This is a genomic window from Pseudoalteromonas sp. A41-2 (genome assembly GCF_015767615.1).
Taxonomy (GTDB): domain Bacteria; phylum Pseudomonadota; class Gammaproteobacteria; order Enterobacterales; family Alteromonadaceae; genus Pseudoalteromonas; species Pseudoalteromonas lipolytica.
Genome location: NZ_CP065231.1, coordinates 3,028,196 through 3,044,648, shown reverse-complemented (window position 1 = coordinate 3,044,648; position 16,453 = coordinate 3,028,196). Strand labels below are relative to the sequence as shown.

The following is a 16,453-nucleotide window of genomic DNA, read 5'->3' as shown; positions in this document are numbered from 1 at the left end:
CTAGTCGCTCGGCTTTGCGCCAATTCCGCTTTTGCTTATTAGTTGGGCTTAGTATGTGCGAAGTGCTTTAAACGTGCAGTTGTATAAAATGACCGACGGTGAATAACTTGTTCATTACCGTTATGTGAACTCGCTTACACCGCTACTTCAACACAGTTTCGGCCATTGTTTTTTGCTTTATAAAGGGCTTTGTCGGCAATTGATAGGGTTTCTTTTATTGTGGTTGAGGCATGGGCAACGCTGTGAACGCCTAGGCTTACGGTAAACTTTACGGCTTGAGCATCATTGCTTTTGATGCGGGTGTTTGCTGCTTTTTCGCGGATGCGCTCGGCCACGGCTTTGGCGTCGTGTAGGCTGCAATGCAGTAAAAGTACAAATTCTTCACCGCCGTAGCGGCAGGCTATATCGTCTTTTCGTTGTTGTGTAGTGAGTATGTTTGCAAACTCAATAATGACTTTATCGCCAATATCATGGCCATAAGTGTCGTTAATGGCTTTAAAATGGTCGAGATCGGCGATGATCAGCGTTAACTCTTGATGATTGCTTGCCATTGCAGCAATGAGCTCTTCACTTTTTCTATCAAAGTAGCGTCGATTATACAGGCCTGTCATTGGGTCGGTATCGACAAGGCGCGTTAATTCTTTTTGCTGTGCTTTGATTTTTTCGAGCGTTTTTATACGGTAAGACAATATAAACGCCATCATTAATGCTTCGAGTAAAATACCTATGCCGACGCCATGACTGTTTATCACGTTCGCGTCGGTGATACCTTTGTAATAAAGCACGGCCAGCATATTGAATATAACGAACAGTGAATGGCCAAGTAAAAAATATTTGGCCAGTGAATCCCCTTTTCGCCACAGTGATATAGAGACACCAAAGGTGACGGTCATCATCATTGCGGCAAGGGTGCTGGCTGGTTTTAGTGCGCCAACGACATCGAATAAACTGTAGATAAAGTCGCCAACCAGTAATACGAGAATGAGCGACAGGGCTATATGCTCTTTTGGGTAATGCTTTTTAGTTTCGAAAATTAGCATCACAAAAATTACTAAAAAGCTGGGCATACTGAGCAAACTAGAATTAAGTTGCAGTACTTCAGCACTAAAAATGCCAAAAAAGTTAGCAGCTACGCCATACGAAAGCGCCACCCATACCGTGCCCGATATTAAATACAGGGCGTAAACAATATTTTCTATTTTACGTGCCGATAAGTACAAGAAAAAGTTATAGATCATCAGCGCTAGCATCATGCCAACCAGTAATGCAATGTAGTTGCCGTTGCCAACTAGGGCGCGTTTTGAATGCTCTTCATTATAAATATTTAGAGCAAACCATTGATGCGAAAAAGTAACGCTTTTTACATAAATGGTTTTTTGCTGCTGTGGGGCAATATAGAACGAAAACACAGCACTGCCGCCGAACATATTGGCTTTTGGACCCGATGTATCTAGTTGAATTTCAGATTGATTAATGAGTTGCCCATTGTGGGTTTCGTAAAATCCTACCTCTTCTAGATGGTAAGCATCGGGGTTGTGAATAAATAAACGTAAGGTATCGCTGTCGTTGTTTTTAACGGTTATTTTTGACCACGTTGTTTTGGCATTGGTGCCCAGAGTGAGCTCATTTTCACTGGCTGTGAATGTTTGATTTTGTATTTGCGATAGTGTCATTTTTCCTGTTTTATCAATAAAATAACTCATATCGAAACGTGTTAAGTTAACTTGTTCATTGTTGAGCGATATAACGGAGTCAATGGATGTGGTAGGGCTATTTTGTGCAAAGGCAAAGAAGGAGTGACTGATAAAAAATAGTAATAATAAACGTGCGATCATCCTTGGTGCCTATGGCTAAATTGTTTAGTAATAAAGTGTTATTTTTAACGTAATCAGCTGCATTGTCGAGCGAATTTTATCCAAAATAAAAAAAGCCGCTGTAAAAGCGGCTTAATGGGTTGCGAAAAATGAATACCAACGCGCAATAATACTGAATTAAGCGAGTTGGTATTGGTATTAACGTAGGTCGAATCTGTCTAGCGTCATTACTTTAGTCCATGCTGCAACGAAGTCGTCAACAAACTTTTGTTTAGCATCGTCAGATGCATACACTTCAGCAATAGAGCGTAGCTCTGAGTTAGACCCAAAGATTAAGTCTACCGGTGTTGCTGTCCACTTAAGCTTGCCTGACTGACGGTCACGGCCTTCGTAAACACCTTCTTCAGATGACTTAGACCACTTCGTTGACATATCGAGTAGGTTAACGAAGAAATCGTTGCTTAATGTGCCAGGTTTTTTCGTGAATACACCGTGTTGTGTTTGGTTAGTATTAGCGTTAAGGGCACGCATACCACCTAGTAGTGCTGTCATTTCTGGCACCGATAAGCTTAGTAAATCAGCACGCTCAACTAACATTTCAGCAGGTGATTTCCATGCTGAGCTGTAGTAGTTACGGAACGCGTCTGCCGTTGGCTCAAGTACTTCAAACGATTCAACGTCAGTCATTTCGAGTGATGCGTCCATACGACCTGGCTTGAATGGTACTGCAATAGAAAAACCTGCATCACTTGCTGCTTTTTCGATAGCAGCCGCGCCACCCAGAACAATCATATCTGCCAGTGAAATTTCTTTTCCACCTGCTGCATTTTTATTGAACTTAGTTTGGATTTTCTCAAGCTTGCTCAGCACATTTGCCACTTCTTTCGGGTTATTTACAGGCCAATCTTTTTGTGGAGCAAAACGAATACGTGCCCCATTTGCACCACCACGCATGTCAGTATCGCGGTAGCTTGCTGCTGATGCCCACGCCACACGTACCAGTTCAGATACAGATAAACCCGAATCTAAAATGCTTGCTTTAAGTGACGCGATGTCTTTGCTATCAACTAGCTTGTGGTCAACTTCAGGAATGTAATCTTGCCAAATTAGCACTTCTTCTGGCACTAAGTCACCTAAGTAACGAGCGCGTGGGCCCATGTCACGGTGGTTTAGCTTGAACCATGCTTTAGCAAACGCTAGTTCGAACTCTTTCGGGTCGTTTAAGAAACGCTCTGAAATTTTACGAAACGCAGGATCTGCCTTTAACGCGATATCAGTTGTGAACATGATAGGCGCATGACGCTTACCTTTAATGTGCGCATCTGGCACTAGGTTAGACGCTTGACCATTTTCTGGGATCCATTGTGTTGCGCCTGCTGGGCTTTTTGTTTTAACCCACTCAAATGCAAATAAGTTTTGTAAGTAGTTGATTGACCATTGCGTTGGCGTCACGGTCCATGCACCTTCAAGACCTGAAGTAACAGTATCTTCTGAGTGACCTTTACCGCACTTGTTTTTCCAACCTAAACCTTGCTCTTCGATAGCGGCTGCGGCGGGTTCTTTGTCTAAACAAGTCGCTTTTTTCGCACCGTGTGCTTTACCAAAACTGTGACCACCTGCGATAAGTGCAACGATTTCTTCATCGTTCATTGCCATACGACCAAACGATAAGCGAATATCATCAGCCGCAAGAAGTGGGTCTGGGTTGCCATGTGGACCTTCTGGATTCACATAGATTAAACCCATTTCAACCGCTGCTAATGGGCCTTTTAGTTTGCCTTTTTTGTCGCGGCGCTCGTCAGTTAACATTTTGCCTTCAGGGCCCCAGTAAACGTAATCTGGCTCCCAATCGTCTTCGCGACCACCGGCATAGCCGAATGTTTTGAAACCCATTGATTCAAGTGCCACGTTACCTGTTAGCGCCATTAAATCTGCCCATGAGATGCTGCGACCGTATTTTTGTTTAATAGGCCAAAGTAAGCGACGCGCTTTGTCTAAGTTGGCGTTATCTGGCCAGCTGTTTAGTGGGTCGAAACGTTGTTGACCACCGCCAGCGCCACCACGGCCATCGAATGTACGGTAAGTACCTGATGCGTGCCACGCCATACGAATGAAGAATGGACCATAGTGACCGTAGTCGGCAGGCCACCAGTCTTGAGAGTCAGTCAGCACTTTTTCAATATCGGCTTTCACTGCATTAAGGTCTAACTTTAAAAATTCTTTTTTGTAGTCAAAGTAAGGACCCATTGGGTTTGATTCAGCGCCGTGTGCGCGCAGTTGACTTAAGTCGAGTTGCTCTGGCCACCAAAATTGGTTTGATTTGATGTCGTTAGTGGCGTGTACATTTGTTGCGATGAGTAATGAAACAGCAACAGCGACTTTTGAAAATGCTGAGGTTGATTTTTTTAACATTGTGTTGTCTCCAGTTGGAAGTTGCGTGAAATATAGAGCTGTTCTGGTTAACTTTCCACTTACAAACTGGGGTTTAAATCGATTGATAAAATCGAAAAAATAGATGGAATGATTGATTTTATAGAACAAAGCCAGCAACAATGCTGGCTCTGGAAGGGGGGCAGATAAGCTGATATTCAGCTTATTGTTTATTCTTCAATAAAGGGTACGCCGTTTTTGATCCACTCAGCGGCGGGTTTACCTTTTAGATAATGGTCAAAGTACTCCATCATGCGAATTGAAAAATCTACCTGGTTAGGGAATTTCTTCAAGTGATGTGGCTCGCCTTCATACTGTAAGAACGTAGCATCTTTACCTGCACGACGCAGTGCCAAATAGTACTGTACTCCTTCGTGCCAGGGCACGGCGTCATCTTTGTCACCAAACATAATTAAAATAGGTGTGTTTACTTTATCTGCAAAGAATACCGGTGAGTTCTCGATGTAAAGTTCAGGTGCTTCAAATAATGTTTTACCAATGCGGCTTTGCCCCGTTTCGTATTGGAACTGACGCGCAAGACCTGATTTTAAGCGAATACCGCTGTAAGCACTGGTCATGTTAGATACAGGTGCACCCGATACAACCGCCTTAAACATATCTGTTTGGGTGATCATAAAGGCGCTTTGGTAGCCTGCCCATGAGTGACCTTGTAAACCAATTTTATTAGGATCGGCAATGCCTAAATCAATCAGTTTTTGAGTCGCGTTAATCATGGTTTGGGTCGATGATTTACCTGGGTGACCAATTTCAAAGCGGATATCCGGTAAGAAAATGGCGTAACCATTCGAGGTAAACATAGGGAAGTTAGGGCGATGATTTAACTCCATTTTCGGGAAGTCATACATGCGCTGGCTCATATAGCGATAGAAGTACACAACGACGGGCACTTTGTCGCCTTTTTTGTAGCCTGCCGGCTTGATTAGAACACCTTGTAAGTCTTCACCATCAAAGCCTTTATAGCTAATAAGTTCAGGTTTTTCGCCCCAAGCAAAGTTGCTAATTTGCGGGTTTAGGTTCGTCACACGCTGTGGGTTTTTGAAGCTAAAATCTGCTTGGTAGTAATCAGGGAATTGTTGGTACGTTTGCGCAGTAAAGAGGTATTTGTCGGCATTTTTAGCTTTTTTCACCACATCATAGCGCTTTTTACCCGACAGTACTTTGCTTACTTTATTGCTTGTTAAGTCAAGCTTGGCAATTTCGGTTTGCTTATCTTGTAAGTTAGTTGCGCTTAGTAATAATGTGTCGTCTTTAGCAAAGCCAACGTGGTCTTTATCAAGTTTAATAACACGATATTGGGTATTTGTTTCTTTACCTTGTGTTAAGCGCGTTGCCTTTTGTGTTGCGACATCAAAAGCCCAAATATCAAATTTGCTGTAAACCAGTACTTGGCTGCTGTCGTTTAACCAGCCTGCAAAACCATAACCCGGTTGAGGTGATGGGTAGTCATGCTTATCATCGGCAAAAATAGCGTTAATTGCCTTAGATAACGTCGAAACTTTGTTGTTACCTAGGTCTTTTAGCTGAACGTGGCTGTCTTTAAAAAATGCCGCGTATTGACCATTTGGCGCAAGGCTGGGTCTAAAGGGATAGTCACTGACGATAGGTGTTTGTTTACCTGTTTTAACGTCAACACTGAAGTAATCAGCAAAGAAACCACCATACATAACACGCTCTAAATACGGCAGGTCTGAGTAGCCTAAAAGCGCGTCACGATTAGTGTTAAGTGATACCTCGGGCATATTGGGTGTACTTAATTGTACAACCTGTTTGCCGTTTACGTGGTAAACCGCTTGGTAGTGACGAAGTTTGTTAGCCTCATTCCACTGTTGTTCTTCACGAGGTTTAATTTCAACGTCTTTATTGTGCCAAACATTTAAGCCTTTATGGTCGCGAATTGTATCGAAATCATATAAAGAGGCTTCGTCTGTATACTCTTTGGCTTTTACTTTATCAGCCAGTTTTGGGTGATTCTCGAAATATAGACGCTTACCGTCTTCAGACCATGTGAGTGAGGCTGTTTTACCGATAGTCCAGCTGCTATCTGCAGAGTTAATGGTTGATAGAGCCCCGTTTTCTAAAAGCTGTAAGCTGTGGTCGCGACGTCTTGTATCATCGTTTACATAATTACCCACTAAAAGCGCTGCGGTATTGCTGTTAGGTTGCCATGCAATTTTGTTTGCAACCACACCTGGCTCATCAATTAATACACTGGTATTAAAACTATTTGTTAAGTCGACTAATACGATTTGGTTGTCGGCACCATCACTAAAGCTTTGGCTTGCTAATAATTGCTCGCCAGTGCTGCTAATCGCATAGCTAAATACATTATTTATAGTGTGAGTGGTTTTGTCTTGAAGGTTAACAAGCACTAAATCAAAGCGTTTATCTTTTTTGTCTGGCTTGATTTCGCTGCTGTTTTCGTCTTTTTCTTGGTCGTCTTTGGCCTCAGTTTTATCTGCTTTTTGATCAAGACGGTAAGCAAGCCATACGCCATCATCTGATAACGTATAATCTTTTACATCGTTAAACGTTTGTTGTTCACCGTCTTTAGTATTCACTAAAACTAGGTTGTTTTTTAGCTCATCTTTTTTCTTGGTGGTTTCTTTTTCAAGTAGGGTTGGTACTTGTGTAAACGCGACCCAGTTTGCTGCTTTATTAATAGTAGGGCGCGTACCGCGTTCAACGGTGCTTAGTAAGGCATTGTTATTAAGCGTGTATACTTGGCCTTGTGCATTGCCGCGATAAGGGTCTGCACTCAAGGTTAAGATACGACCATCTTCAGACAGTTGTGTGCCTTTTGCGTATTTAAAATCAAACACGTCTTTAAATTGCAGGGCTTCCTTAGCACTGACTTGTGTGCTGCCTAGGCTAGTCACCAAGGCTAAGCTCAAAAGTGATAATTGCGCTTTCATTTACCTTTCTCATTGTTTTTAAGTTTATGCCCCAGTGTAGCGTTTTTAATAAACAATTCGAGTAGATACGATAAGTTGCCAGTTTCCTAAGGTGGGTTAAAGTTATTAGTTACGTGAAACGCGCTACGAGAAATGAGCTACGAGGACTCGCTTATGGGGGACAATCAAAAGGTGGGGGATTAAGCGCGATATGACATCGCGCTTATAAAGCTTGTTTTACAACCAGATTTTTTGTAATTCTGGCCATTGCTTTTCAAATTGTGAGCTTGGCTTTGCTTTAAAGTCGCTACGCACGAATTGATTCATCTTACCTTCGACATAGGCAAGTAAGAAATTGGCTAACGTGGTTTCGTCTGATTGAAATGCTTTGCCTTCACGTAGTTTTCGCTCACGCAATACTTGCTTAAATTGTGTTTCAAGCTTTTCGAATAAGCCTTGCACTCGTTCGCGTAAACGCTCTTGCTCACCTTGCAGGGCATCGCCGGTTAATATGCGAGTAATTCCTGGGTTTTTCTCAGCAAAGGCTAATAATAACAGCAAGATATTATAAACACGGGTTTGGCTTTCTTTCTCATTTTCTAATATGAGGTTAATGCGTGATAACAGCGTATCTTCAATAAATTCTATTAGGCCTTCAAACATCCGTGCTTTACTCGGAAAATGACGATATAACGCAGCTTCAGACACGCCCACTTCAGCCGCTAATTTTGCGGTGGTGATACGTTGACCTGGGCTGGTTTCTAACATTTGTGCGAGTGCTTGCAGAATCTGCTCTTTGCGATTACTTCTTTTTGTCGCAGGCATGACCATTCCTTTCTTATAATTTATTACTTGTGCTCAGTAGAGTCAGACAAGCCATTTTTTGTGCAAATGAGGCGCTTATGTTAATGTTTTATTCAGCTTCTTTCCAGCATTTTTACACACGCTTGGCAAGCTCAGTCATTACGCTCATCGCGAGATCCTTTTTACTACCCATGGCTAAATCTAGCTGCTCATTATGCCAGAACAGTGTTAAAGCATTATGATCTGAATTAAAGCCAAGACCTTCTTTTGACACATCATTCGCGCAGATCATGTCGAGGTTTTTGTTTTTTAATTTACCTTGGGCGTAGCTAGCCACATCTTGCGTTTCTGCTGCAAAGCCAACAGTGTAAGGGCGGTTTTTACTAAGCCCAGCTACGTTTGCGATCACATCAGGGTTTTTGACTAAAGTGAGCGTGAGTTCGTCACCTTGTTTTTTCATTTTTTGATCTTGAATTGCGGCTGCGCGGTAATCGGCGACTGCAGCACACCCAATAAAAACATCAGACTGCACCGCAAGTTCCATCGACGCAGTTAAAAGTTGCTCTGCGCTTTCAATATTGGTGAGCTTTGCATTCGCGGGTGCTGTAATTGCGACGGGCCCTGAAATAAGGTTGACCTTAGCACCTAAAGCAAGCGCTGCTTCTGCAAGGGCATAACCCATTTTGCCTGAACTATGATTCGAAATATAACGCACAGGATCGAGGGCTTCACGCGTGGGGCCAGCGGTAATTGTGATTGTTTTACCTGCCAATAATGGCTCAATGTCTGGTTGCGTACACAGCGCCACTAGTTCATGAGGTTCTAACATTCTTCCGGCACCTACATCACCACAGGCTTGTTCACCTTTACCGGGTCCCCAAATTGCGACGCCGCGATCTTTGAGAGTTCTAAGGTTTGCTTGAGTCGCTGGGTGAGCATACATTTGTTGGTTCATTGCAGGAGCAACCGCTACTTTAGCAGGTGTGGCTAACAATAACGTAGTCAGTAAATCATCGGCAATGCCCATCGCCATTTTCGCTAAGATATTGCTGGTCGCGGGGGCGACTAAAATCAGGTCAGCCCATTTGGCAAATTCAATGTGTCCCATTGCTGCTTCGGCTGCAGGGTCAAGTAATGAATCAGAGACAATTTCTCCACTCACAGCTTGCATTGTCAGTGGTGTTATAAAATGTTTGGCTGAGTCGGTCATGACCACTTTAACGTCGCAGCCCGCATCTTTTAAACGACGAACAAGTTCTGCACATTTATAGGCTGCAATGCCACCACTCATACCTAACAGGATTTTTTTATTAACTGATTTTGTCATTACGTGAAATTTTACCTTTGTCGATATGGGCTAACGATAGCAAATCTTTGCCGATTGCATGAAGTTTTCTTTTTTAAAGACAGGAAAAAACTGGATTTTATATTACAGTTTAATGACCAAAGTAATGTTTTTAGGGACAAATGATGCCATTAACGGATTTACCATTGGCAGAGAGACCACGTGAGAAGCTGCTTTTACAGGGAGCTAAAGCGCTTTCAGATGCTGAGTTATTAGCGATATTTTTACGTACTGGCGTGCCGGGCATGAACGCGGTTGAGTTGGCTGAGCATCTATTGCGTATAAATAGTACATTGCACAACTTGTTTAATGCCACAGAACATGAGTTTTGTGCACAAAGGGGCCTAGGTGCTGCAAAGTATGTACAATTACAAGCCGTGTTAGAGCTTAGCCGGCGATACATGCTCGAGCAATGTCATAGAGAGGCTGTATTTAATTCGCCTCAGTCGGTGTACGACTACCTAACAATTAAACTACGGGGGTTACAGCAAGAAGTGTTTATGGTGCTGTACTTAGACAGCCAAAACCAGTTGATTAAAGATGAAGTGCTATTTTATGGCACAATTAATGCCGCATCTGTTTATCCTCGCGAAGTGGTTAAAGCCGCATTAAGAAATAATGCAGCGGCACTTATTTTGGCTCATAACCACCCAAGTGGTGTGGCAGAACCCAGTCAAGCCGATAAGTTCATAACGCAAAAATTACAGCAAGCGCTGTCGTTGGTTGACATAAATGTGCTGGATCACATCATTGTGGGCGGTAAAAATTGTGTTTCTTTTGCCGAGCGAGGGCTTATATAAGGCTGTATGCCCGAGAGAGTGTGTTAAAAATGAGCAGTTTAGGCTGTTTTTAGAAATTAGTTTAATTTAAATGCAGTTTTTACTTTCCCTAAGGGCTTTCGATCATTATAATTAGCCGCTATCAAATTTACACATGAGCTGATTGGATAAGATCTGTTACTTGATCTTTGCCTGTATAAGCTGTATAAAGAGCGCCCTTCGATTTATCCCGGGGCACAAATACATGGCCTAAGGGAAAATTAAGCTCGAGCGAAGTTATTGGAGATATATAGACATGTCTAAAGTATGTCAAGTTACAGGTAAGCGTCCAGCGGTTGGTAACCACCGTTCACACGCGAGAAACGCGACTAAACGTCGTTTCCTACCTAACCTACAAACTCACCGTTTTTGGGTTGAAAGTGAAAAACGTTTTGTAACATTACGCACTACGACTAAAGGTATGCGTATTATCGATAAAAAAGGCATCGACGCGGTTCTTACAGAAATCCGTGCTCGTGGCGAAAAAGTTTAAGGAACTGAATCATGCGCGATAAGATCCGTTTAGTTTCAACTGCTGGTACTGGTTTTTTCTACACTACCGACAAGAACAAGCGTAACATGCCTGAAAAAATGGAAATCAAAAAATACGATCCTAAAGCTCGTAAACACGTGATTTTCAAAGAAGCTAAAATCAAGTAATTTTAGTTTTTCAGAATCTCAAAAACCCAGCCTCGGCTGGGTTTTTTGTTTTATGCTTAACTACCTTAGAAAATTAGGCTATTGCAAATATTTATAAGATTGTAACTTGGCTTGCTGTTTTATCTTGCTTAATTATCAATCTAAGCGTAAAATGCGCGCTCATTTCGGCTTATTAAATTTAATTCCTTGCCTTAAACCGACTGGCCGAAACGGTAGAAGGCTCTATTAACCGTAAGGAATATCCATGCGTCATTACGAAATCGTATTCATGGTTCACCCTGATCAGAGTGAGCAAGTACCTGGTATGATCGAACGTTATACTGGTTCTATCACTGAAGCTGGTGGTACTATCCACCGTCTTGAAGACTGGGGCCGTCGTCAATTGGCTTACCCAATCGACAAGCTTCACAAAGCTCATTATGTTCTTATGAACGTTGAAGCACCTACTGAAGTAATCAGCGAGCTAGAAACTACTTTCCGCTACAACGATGCAGTGCTTCGTAACTTAGTTATGCGTACTAAAGACGCTGTAACTGAAGCATCTCCTCTTGCGAAAGAAGAGAAGAAAGAAGCACCAGCTGCTTAATCGTTTTGAGTCCAAGCATGGCGCTTGCAGTTGAGACACTAAGATGAGCCAACCGGTTAATCCTTTTATGAATCAGCTGACGTTATCTGGGGTTGTATGTAAAACCCCAAAATATAGTCAAAGCCCTGCTGGTATACCGCATTGTATTTTTGTTCTTGAACATAAATCGATGCAAGTTGAAGCAGACCTTAACCGTAATAGTTATGTCAGGCTTCAAGTTGTTGCCAGTGGCACGCCAATGCAACAACAGACTCAACAATTGCACGTTGGGCAACAAGTGCAAGTGACGGGTTTTTTAAACCGACACGAAGGCCGAAATGGTTTAAGCCAATTGGTCTTGCATGCTCAGCATATAGAAAGAATTTTTTGAGGAATTAAACTCATGGCACGTTATTTCAGACGTCGTAAGTTCTGCCGCTTTAAAGCGGAAGGCGTACAACAAATCGATTATAAAGATCTAGCTACTCTTAGAAACTATGTTACAGAAAGTGGCAAAATCGTACCTAGCCGTATCACAGGTACTAGCGCTAAATATCAGCGTCAGCTAGCAACTGCTATCAAGCGTGCTCGCTACTTAGCCCTTCTTCCATACACTGACTTACATAAGTAAGCAGCGGATTAACAGTTTTTAAAAGGTGTAGAGACATGCAAGTTATTCTACTAGACAAGATCGCAAACCTAGGTGGCCTAGGTGACCAGGTTGTAGTTAAATCTGGCTTCGCACGTAACTTCCTTTTCCCACAAGGTAAGGCAGTTCCTGCAACTAAAGCTAACATCGAAACTTTCGAAGCACGTCGTGCTGAGTTAGAAGCTAAGATCGCTGAAGATCTAGCTGCTGCTCAAGCTCGCGCTGACAAGTTAGAAGCATTAGCTGAAGTTACACTAGTTTCTAAAGCTGGTGACGAAGGCAAGTTATTCGGTTCTATCGGTACTCGCGACATCGCTGAAGCTATTTCAGCTGTTGGCGTTGAAGTTGCAAAATCAGAAGTTCGTTTACCTCTAGGTACTATCCGTGAGACTGGCGAATTTGACGTTGCAATCGCAGTACACTCAGACGTTACGGCTACTATCAAAGTAATCGTTATCGCTGAAGCTTAATAGCAATATTAAGTAGAAAAAAAGCCGTGCTTTATTAAGCGCGGCTTTTTTGTATCTAAATTTTACTTACTTACTTACTTACTTACTTACTTACTTACTTACTTACTTACTTACTTACTACTCTTTTTGCTTTGCTTCCCTGTCAATAGTTGTGCTATTTGCATTAATGTTTAATAGAATGGGGTTTTGTTTACCTATTTTAAACACAAACAGCCTTTTGTCTTAATTTTTTATTTTTAGTTAGTATAATCAGGCTAGTTAGTTAGAATTGGTTAAATTGACAGCGACAGCGCTGTCATTTATAGTGGTTTCATAAAAAAGTTGTAAGGAATGAAAGTTGAAGGAGACATTATCATCGGGAAAACACAGTGGTTTTACACTTGTTGAAATACTGATCGTTATCGCTATTTTAGGTATTTTATATAGCGTAGCGTTACCTGGTTATACCGAACAAATGCAACGCAGTCGCCGTGCCGACATACAACAAGAGTTATTGCAATATAGCGCGAGTCTTGAGCGTATTTATTCAAGAAATGGTGGTTACCCTAACGCATTTACGGCACAAAATACTGATTTTTATACTTTCACTTACACCCCTACAGATAAAGTCGCCGGTGCAATCAGTGACTTTAAAAACCGTGGTTATAGTTTAAAAGCATCACCAAAGTCTGGTTCGGCGCAAGCAAGTGATCGTTGTGGTGATCTCACTGTGAAACATGATGGCAGTTACACCGCCTCAGAGAATGATTGTTGGGAGTAGTTGAAGTGCGACGAAAGGCCGGATTTACACTGATAGAATTAATGGTCGTACTGGTTATTATTGGTATTATGGCTAGTCTTGCTTTCCCGTCATTTAGCCAGCAAATCTTGCAAGATCGCGTTGTAACGACCGCAAATCAACTAAATAGTGTCTATAAATATGCGCGCAGTGAAGCAGTAAAGCGTGAGCGACAAATTAACTTAGTCGTTAATAACAACCGCTGGCAGGTAACGCTAAATGAAGCGGGCGTGGCTACGGTTCTTAAAGAATTTAGTGTAACCAAATCTGGCATAACGGTTGATTTAGCAGCCTTGACCGTGAGTGCCAGTGGCGAGGTTAACCAGCAAGCGCAAATAGATATTAAAGACAATCACAGCAACACCACTGACTATGTAATGTGTGTACTAAAAAGTGGCCAAAACTGGTTAGTTGAAAGTTCAGAGCGAGGATGTGCATGATTAAGCAGCAAGGTTTTTCATTACTAGAAGTCATGATATCTGTGGTAATCGCCGGAATCGCTTTATTAGGGTTGGCTGCTGCCCAACTTAAATCGCTTCAGTATGCTACTAACAGTTTTCATTACACGGTGTCGCTTATTCAAGGTCAAAACAGCATAGAGCGACTTTGGCCGCATATTTGTGATATTCAAAAAACCAACCCCGGCTTATTTCAAGATGCGACCTTTAGAGCGAGTCTTTCTCCACAGGTTAGTGACTACGAAATAACTCTGCCTGCTGTATACAATAATGACATGCAAATTAATGTTAGTTGGGTCGATAAACGCATGACTGATAATGCTGAGAACCAGATCAGTTTGAATGCGAGTTTCCCTGATTTGTCGGCGGTGTGTTAATGATAAAACATACAAAAGGGTTTAGCTTAGTCGAGTTAATGGTGGCGCTGGCTGCGGGAGCATTTTTACTTGCTGGGATTAGTTTGTCTTACTCGGCGATTAAAGGCACGATTCAGGTGAGCAAAGAGCTCGAAAATGCACAAGAGGTGCTTCGTTACACGAGTAAAGTGTTTAATCGCAGCATTAAGCAAACTCAAATAACCCCGGTTATTAGTGCTGATAAAAGCATGATAACCATCACTCAGCCTGCTGGTGTCATTGCCTGTGATGGTCAAGTTACCGCAGTGCAAGTTACTGAAGTTTATAGCTTAAACGATAATAACTTAATGTGCTCACTGAATGGCGCAGCTGCGGAGCGTTTGTTAACTGGGGTCGAGAGCTTATCGTTTGATATCGCGGGTGAATTAGTGACGGTGAGTGTGAAACCAGAGCAATTACCTGGGCAATTCGGCAATGGTATAAATATCGATATTGCGCTCACAAACACAATCTTACTGAAGGCATATGGTGGTGGCAGTGTTTAATAAGCAACATGGTTTTACCTTAATTACAGTGCTGATTTTAACGAGCATGGCCAGTCTTGTGGTGCTGAGCTCACTGCGTGAAAATATTGTGCAAGAACGTTTGAGCGGTAATTTTCAGAAAAAGTTAAACAGCCGTTTGCTAGCCGAAAAAGGGGTGTTTGAGCAAGCTAAACTATTACAACAAACACTGAACCGTGAAGGCGTATTAGCGGTTGATGATTTAATTAATAAAACGAATTTAGCGTCTGGTACCGGCATTATTGCGAGTGATGCTACCTTTAGTGCAACCCTTACTAAAAACCCTGATGGCGAGCTTGAAATTGCCAGCCTAGGGCAGCGCTTTGAAGGCGATGCACAGAGTAATTTAGTCGCACGCTTTGGCATTCAAGGTGCCAAAGGCAGCTCGGTATTTACCAATGCGATGGTTGGCTGTAAAGGGGTTAATTTGTCGGGCAGTGGAAGTATCGACAGTTATGATTCAAGCCAAGGTACTTACGAAGAAACTAAATCGGACGACGGTGATGTATCAACTATTGCCGGTGACTCTGATGTTGTGCTTTCAGGGCACTCGCCAATTAGAGGTGATGTAAAAGCCAGTGGTGTAATTTACTTAAACGGGTCATCGCCCATTATAGGTAATATTCACTCTAATACGGGGGTGTATATTTCTCCAGGTAGTGGTCTGCGAGTCGATGGAAATGTGTATACTCGGGGCTACTATAAACACCGAGGTGGCCGCATTTCAGGTGTAGTAAGAGCAAATGGTGATGCCACAATGCAATGGTCTACTTACATTGATAATACTCAAGGTGAGACCCTCGATATCATGTATGGTGGTACTGGTGACTTTAAAGACACCTACAATAACCAGCAAGACGGCGTACATTACAGTAATAGTAAATTTAATATAAACCCGAATGTTGAACCCGTCACTGTGGCCGACCCCACGGCACCTGATTACGATCCGAGTAACCCTGATACCAACTGTGACCCTTTAATTTTGCCCGAAAAAATGACTGACATAATGGCTGGTATCACTGGGTATGATTCTATTTCGGTTGGGCCTACTCAACTATTTAAGTTTAATACTGAACAAGGGTTTCACAGCAATGGTGGCAGCCAAATTATTGTGCCGACCTTAGCTGATGTATTTTTGTTTGATAAGAAGATTCAAAATCAATCTAATGGGAGCCATTCTAAAGAGTATGTATTTGCTTTAGATGGTTTGAAAATGACCAGTGATGGCAAAATGGAAGTCTCAGGGGGCGATGTCATCTTATTGATAGATGGTGATTTTTCAATGGAAGGTGATACCACCCTGACGATCAAAAAAGACAGCAGTCTTACTGTATTATTAACGGGAAAAGTTAATATTGGTGCCGGTGCTAAAGTGATCACTGAACAAGAAGGATTAACGACCAGTGGGCATCCATCGCTGTCGTTTTACTCGTCATTTAACAGTGTGAATGGTGTGCAATTTAGTGGCGCTGCAAACTTGTATGCCGCAATTTATGCGCCGCTTACCACGGTAAAATTGTCGGGAAGTGGCGAGCTATTTGGCAGTGTTCGTGGTGCGGTGATCACCTCATCAGGCGGCAGTGGGGCGCACTATGATGCGGGTCTGCTTAAAGTACAAAATGGGGGGAAACCGTCAACCCCTGCACGGATTGTGTTTTTAGGCTGGAGCTACAAAACACCGCCACAGAGTGAACCGAGCCCCGCACAATAATGACCTAATTCGAGCAAGGTGATACTTGCTCGAAAAAATATTTAGTTTCATTTAAACCTTTTGAATCCCTCCTTACGTCTAATACACTAAATTCACAACAATAATCATAAAGGACAACAT

Annotated in this window: 17 protein-coding genes; 12 read left to right on the top strand and 5 right to left on the bottom strand. The window is 42.4% G+C overall.

Annotation, left to right across the window (positions count from 1 at the left end):
• Positions 1 to 134: 134 nt before the first annotated feature.
• From IT970_RS13775 to coaBC, 5 genes are all read right to left on the bottom strand, one after another.
• Positions 135 to 1,835: a diguanylate cyclase gene (locus IT970_RS13775; protein WP_196857417.1), complete on the bottom strand. Its 1,701-nt coding sequence runs from the start codon at positions 1,833 to 1,835 to the stop codon at positions 135 to 137.
• A gap of 177 nt (positions 1,836 to 2,012) precedes the next feature.
• Positions 2,013 to 4,226 (bottom strand): catalase/peroxidase HPI, encoded by a 2,214-nt coding sequence (gene katG, locus IT970_RS13770; protein WP_036973125.1) that lies wholly within the window; start codon positions 4,224 to 4,226, stop codon positions 2,013 to 2,015.
• 188 nt (positions 4,227 to 4,414) lie between these two features.
• Positions 4,415 to 7,177 carry an alpha/beta hydrolase family protein gene (locus tag IT970_RS13765; RefSeq protein ID WP_196857416.1) on the bottom strand — a complete coding sequence of 921 codons (2,763 nt, stop codon included), beginning with the start codon at positions 7,175 to 7,177 and terminating at the stop codon, positions 4,415 to 4,417.
• A gap of 216 nt (positions 7,178 to 7,393) precedes the next feature.
• Positions 7,394 to 7,981 carry a nucleoid occlusion factor SlmA gene (slmA, locus tag IT970_RS13760; protein ID WP_036973120.1) on the bottom strand — a complete coding sequence of 196 codons (588 nt, stop codon included), beginning with the start codon at positions 7,979 to 7,981 and terminating at the stop codon, positions 7,394 to 7,396.
• A gap of 112 nt (positions 7,982 to 8,093) precedes the next feature.
• Positions 8,094 to 9,287: a bifunctional phosphopantothenoylcysteine decarboxylase/phosphopantothenate--cysteine ligase CoaBC gene (gene coaBC, locus IT970_RS13755; protein ID WP_065978320.1), complete on the bottom strand. Its 1,194-nt coding sequence runs from the start codon at positions 9,285 to 9,287 to the stop codon at positions 8,094 to 8,096.
• Positions 9,288 to 9,430: 143 nt separating this feature from the next.
• Here coaBC and radC point away from each other — a divergent pair, with 143 nt between their 5' ends.
• From radC to IT970_RS13695, 12 genes are all read left to right on the top strand, one after another.
• The gene (gene radC, locus IT970_RS13750) at positions 9,431 to 10,105 is read left to right on the top strand and encodes a RadC family protein (RefSeq protein WP_036973117.1); all 675 of its coding nucleotides are present in this window, start codon (positions 9,431 to 9,433) and stop codon (positions 10,103 to 10,105) included.
• A 274-nt stretch (positions 10,106 to 10,379) separates the two neighbouring features.
• Positions 10,380 to 10,616 carry a 50S ribosomal protein L28 gene (gene rpmB / locus IT970_RS13745; protein ID WP_036973115.1) on the top strand — a complete coding sequence of 79 codons (237 nt, stop codon included), beginning with the start codon at positions 10,380 to 10,382 and terminating at the stop codon, positions 10,614 to 10,616.
• Between the two features lie 11 nt (positions 10,617 to 10,627).
• Positions 10,628 to 10,783, top strand: a complete 156-nt coding sequence (gene rpmG / locus IT970_RS13740) for a 50S ribosomal protein L33 (protein WP_022946036.1) — start codon at positions 10,628 to 10,630, stop codon at positions 10,781 to 10,783.
• Between the two features lie 244 nt (positions 10,784 to 11,027).
• The gene (gene rpsF / locus IT970_RS13735) at positions 11,028 to 11,369 is read left to right on the top strand and encodes a 30S ribosomal protein S6 (protein ID WP_036973113.1); all 342 of its coding nucleotides are present in this window, start codon (positions 11,028 to 11,030) and stop codon (positions 11,367 to 11,369) included.
• Positions 11,370 to 11,436: 67 nt separating this feature from the next.
• Complete coding sequence (gene priB / locus IT970_RS13730; RefSeq protein ID WP_036973732.1) at positions 11,437 to 11,739, top strand: primosomal replication protein N; 303 nt, start codon at positions 11,437 to 11,439, stop codon at positions 11,737 to 11,739.
• A 12-nt stretch (positions 11,740 to 11,751) separates the two neighbouring features.
• A complete protein-coding gene (rpsR, locus tag IT970_RS13725; protein WP_002962753.1) occupies positions 11,752 to 11,979 on the top strand; it encodes a 30S ribosomal protein S18 in 228 nt (75 codons plus the stop codon).
• 35 nt (positions 11,980 to 12,014) lie between these two features.
• On the top strand, positions 12,015 to 12,467 hold the full coding sequence (gene rplI / locus IT970_RS13720) for a 50S ribosomal protein L9 (protein ID WP_036973111.1): 453 nt from the start codon (positions 12,015 to 12,017) through the stop codon (positions 12,465 to 12,467).
• 337 nt (positions 12,468 to 12,804) lie between these two features.
• Positions 12,805 to 13,227 (top strand): type IV pilin protein, encoded by a 423-nt coding sequence (locus tag IT970_RS13715; RefSeq protein ID WP_196857415.1) that lies wholly within the window; start codon positions 12,805 to 12,807, stop codon positions 13,225 to 13,227.
• 5 nt (positions 13,228 to 13,232) lie between these two features.
• Positions 13,233 to 13,685 carry a GspH/FimT family pseudopilin gene (locus IT970_RS13710; protein WP_036973108.1) on the top strand — a complete coding sequence of 151 codons (453 nt, stop codon included), beginning with the start codon at positions 13,233 to 13,235 and terminating at the stop codon, positions 13,683 to 13,685.
• Positions 13,682 to 14,080: a type IV pilus modification PilV family protein gene (locus IT970_RS13705; RefSeq protein ID WP_118844649.1), complete on the top strand. Its 399-nt coding sequence runs from the start codon at positions 13,682 to 13,684 to the stop codon at positions 14,078 to 14,080. Before IT970_RS13710 ends, IT970_RS13705 begins: the two co-directional genes overlap by 4 nt.
• Positions 14,080 to 14,604 (top strand): prepilin-type N-terminal cleavage/methylation domain-containing protein, encoded by a 525-nt coding sequence (locus IT970_RS13700; protein ID WP_118844648.1) that lies wholly within the window; start codon positions 14,080 to 14,082, stop codon positions 14,602 to 14,604. Before IT970_RS13705 ends, IT970_RS13700 begins: the two co-directional genes overlap by 1 nt.
• On the top strand, positions 14,585 to 16,333 hold the full coding sequence (locus tag IT970_RS13695; RefSeq protein WP_196857414.1) for a DUF7305 domain-containing protein: 1,749 nt from the start codon (positions 14,585 to 14,587) through the stop codon (positions 16,331 to 16,333). Before IT970_RS13700 ends, IT970_RS13695 begins: the two co-directional genes overlap by 20 nt.
• Positions 16,334 to 16,453 lie beyond the last annotated feature (120 nt).

What these genes read in the sequence shown, in the direction of transcription:
- IT970_RS13775 (WP_196857417.1), bottom strand. Translation starts at nt 1,835, where the DNA reads ATGATCGCACGTTTATTATTACTATTTTTTATCAGTCACTCCTTCTTT.
- katG (WP_036973125.1), bottom strand. Translation starts at nt 4,226, where the DNA reads ATGTTAAAAAAATCAACCTCAGCATTTTCAAAAGTCGCTGTTGCTGTT.
- IT970_RS13765 (WP_196857416.1), bottom strand. Translation starts at nt 7,177, where the DNA reads ATGAAAGCGCAATTATCACTTTTGAGCTTAGCCTTGGTGACTAGCCTA.
- slmA (WP_036973120.1), bottom strand. Translation starts at nt 7,981, where the DNA reads ATGCCTGCGACAAAAAGAAGTAATCGCAAAGAGCAGATTCTGCAAGCA.
- coaBC (WP_065978320.1), bottom strand. Translation starts at nt 9,287, where the DNA reads ATGACAAAATCAGTTAATAAAAAAATCCTGTTAGGTATGAGTGGTGGC.
- radC (WP_036973117.1), top strand. Translation starts at nt 9,431, where the DNA reads ATGCCATTAACGGATTTACCATTGGCAGAGAGACCACGTGAGAAGCTG.
- rpmB (WP_036973115.1), top strand. Translation starts at nt 10,380, where the DNA reads ATGTCTAAAGTATGTCAAGTTACAGGTAAGCGTCCAGCGGTTGGTAAC.
- rpmG (WP_022946036.1), top strand. Translation starts at nt 10,628, where the DNA reads ATGCGCGATAAGATCCGTTTAGTTTCAACTGCTGGTACTGGTTTTTTC.
- rpsF (WP_036973113.1), top strand. Translation starts at nt 11,028, where the DNA reads ATGCGTCATTACGAAATCGTATTCATGGTTCACCCTGATCAGAGTGAG.
- priB (WP_036973732.1), top strand. Translation starts at nt 11,437, where the DNA reads ATGAATCAGCTGACGTTATCTGGGGTTGTATGTAAAACCCCAAAATAT.
- rpsR (WP_002962753.1), top strand. Translation starts at nt 11,752, where the DNA reads ATGGCACGTTATTTCAGACGTCGTAAGTTCTGCCGCTTTAAAGCGGAA.
- rplI (WP_036973111.1), top strand. Translation starts at nt 12,015, where the DNA reads ATGCAAGTTATTCTACTAGACAAGATCGCAAACCTAGGTGGCCTAGGT.
- IT970_RS13705 (WP_118844649.1), top strand. Translation starts at nt 13,682, where the DNA reads ATGATTAAGCAGCAAGGTTTTTCATTACTAGAAGTCATGATATCTGTG.
- IT970_RS13700 (WP_118844648.1), top strand. Translation starts at nt 14,080, where the DNA reads ATGATAAAACATACAAAAGGGTTTAGCTTAGTCGAGTTAATGGTGGCG.
- IT970_RS13695 (WP_196857414.1), top strand. Translation starts at nt 14,585, where the DNA reads ATGGTGGTGGCAGTGTTTAATAAGCAACATGGTTTTACCTTAATTACA.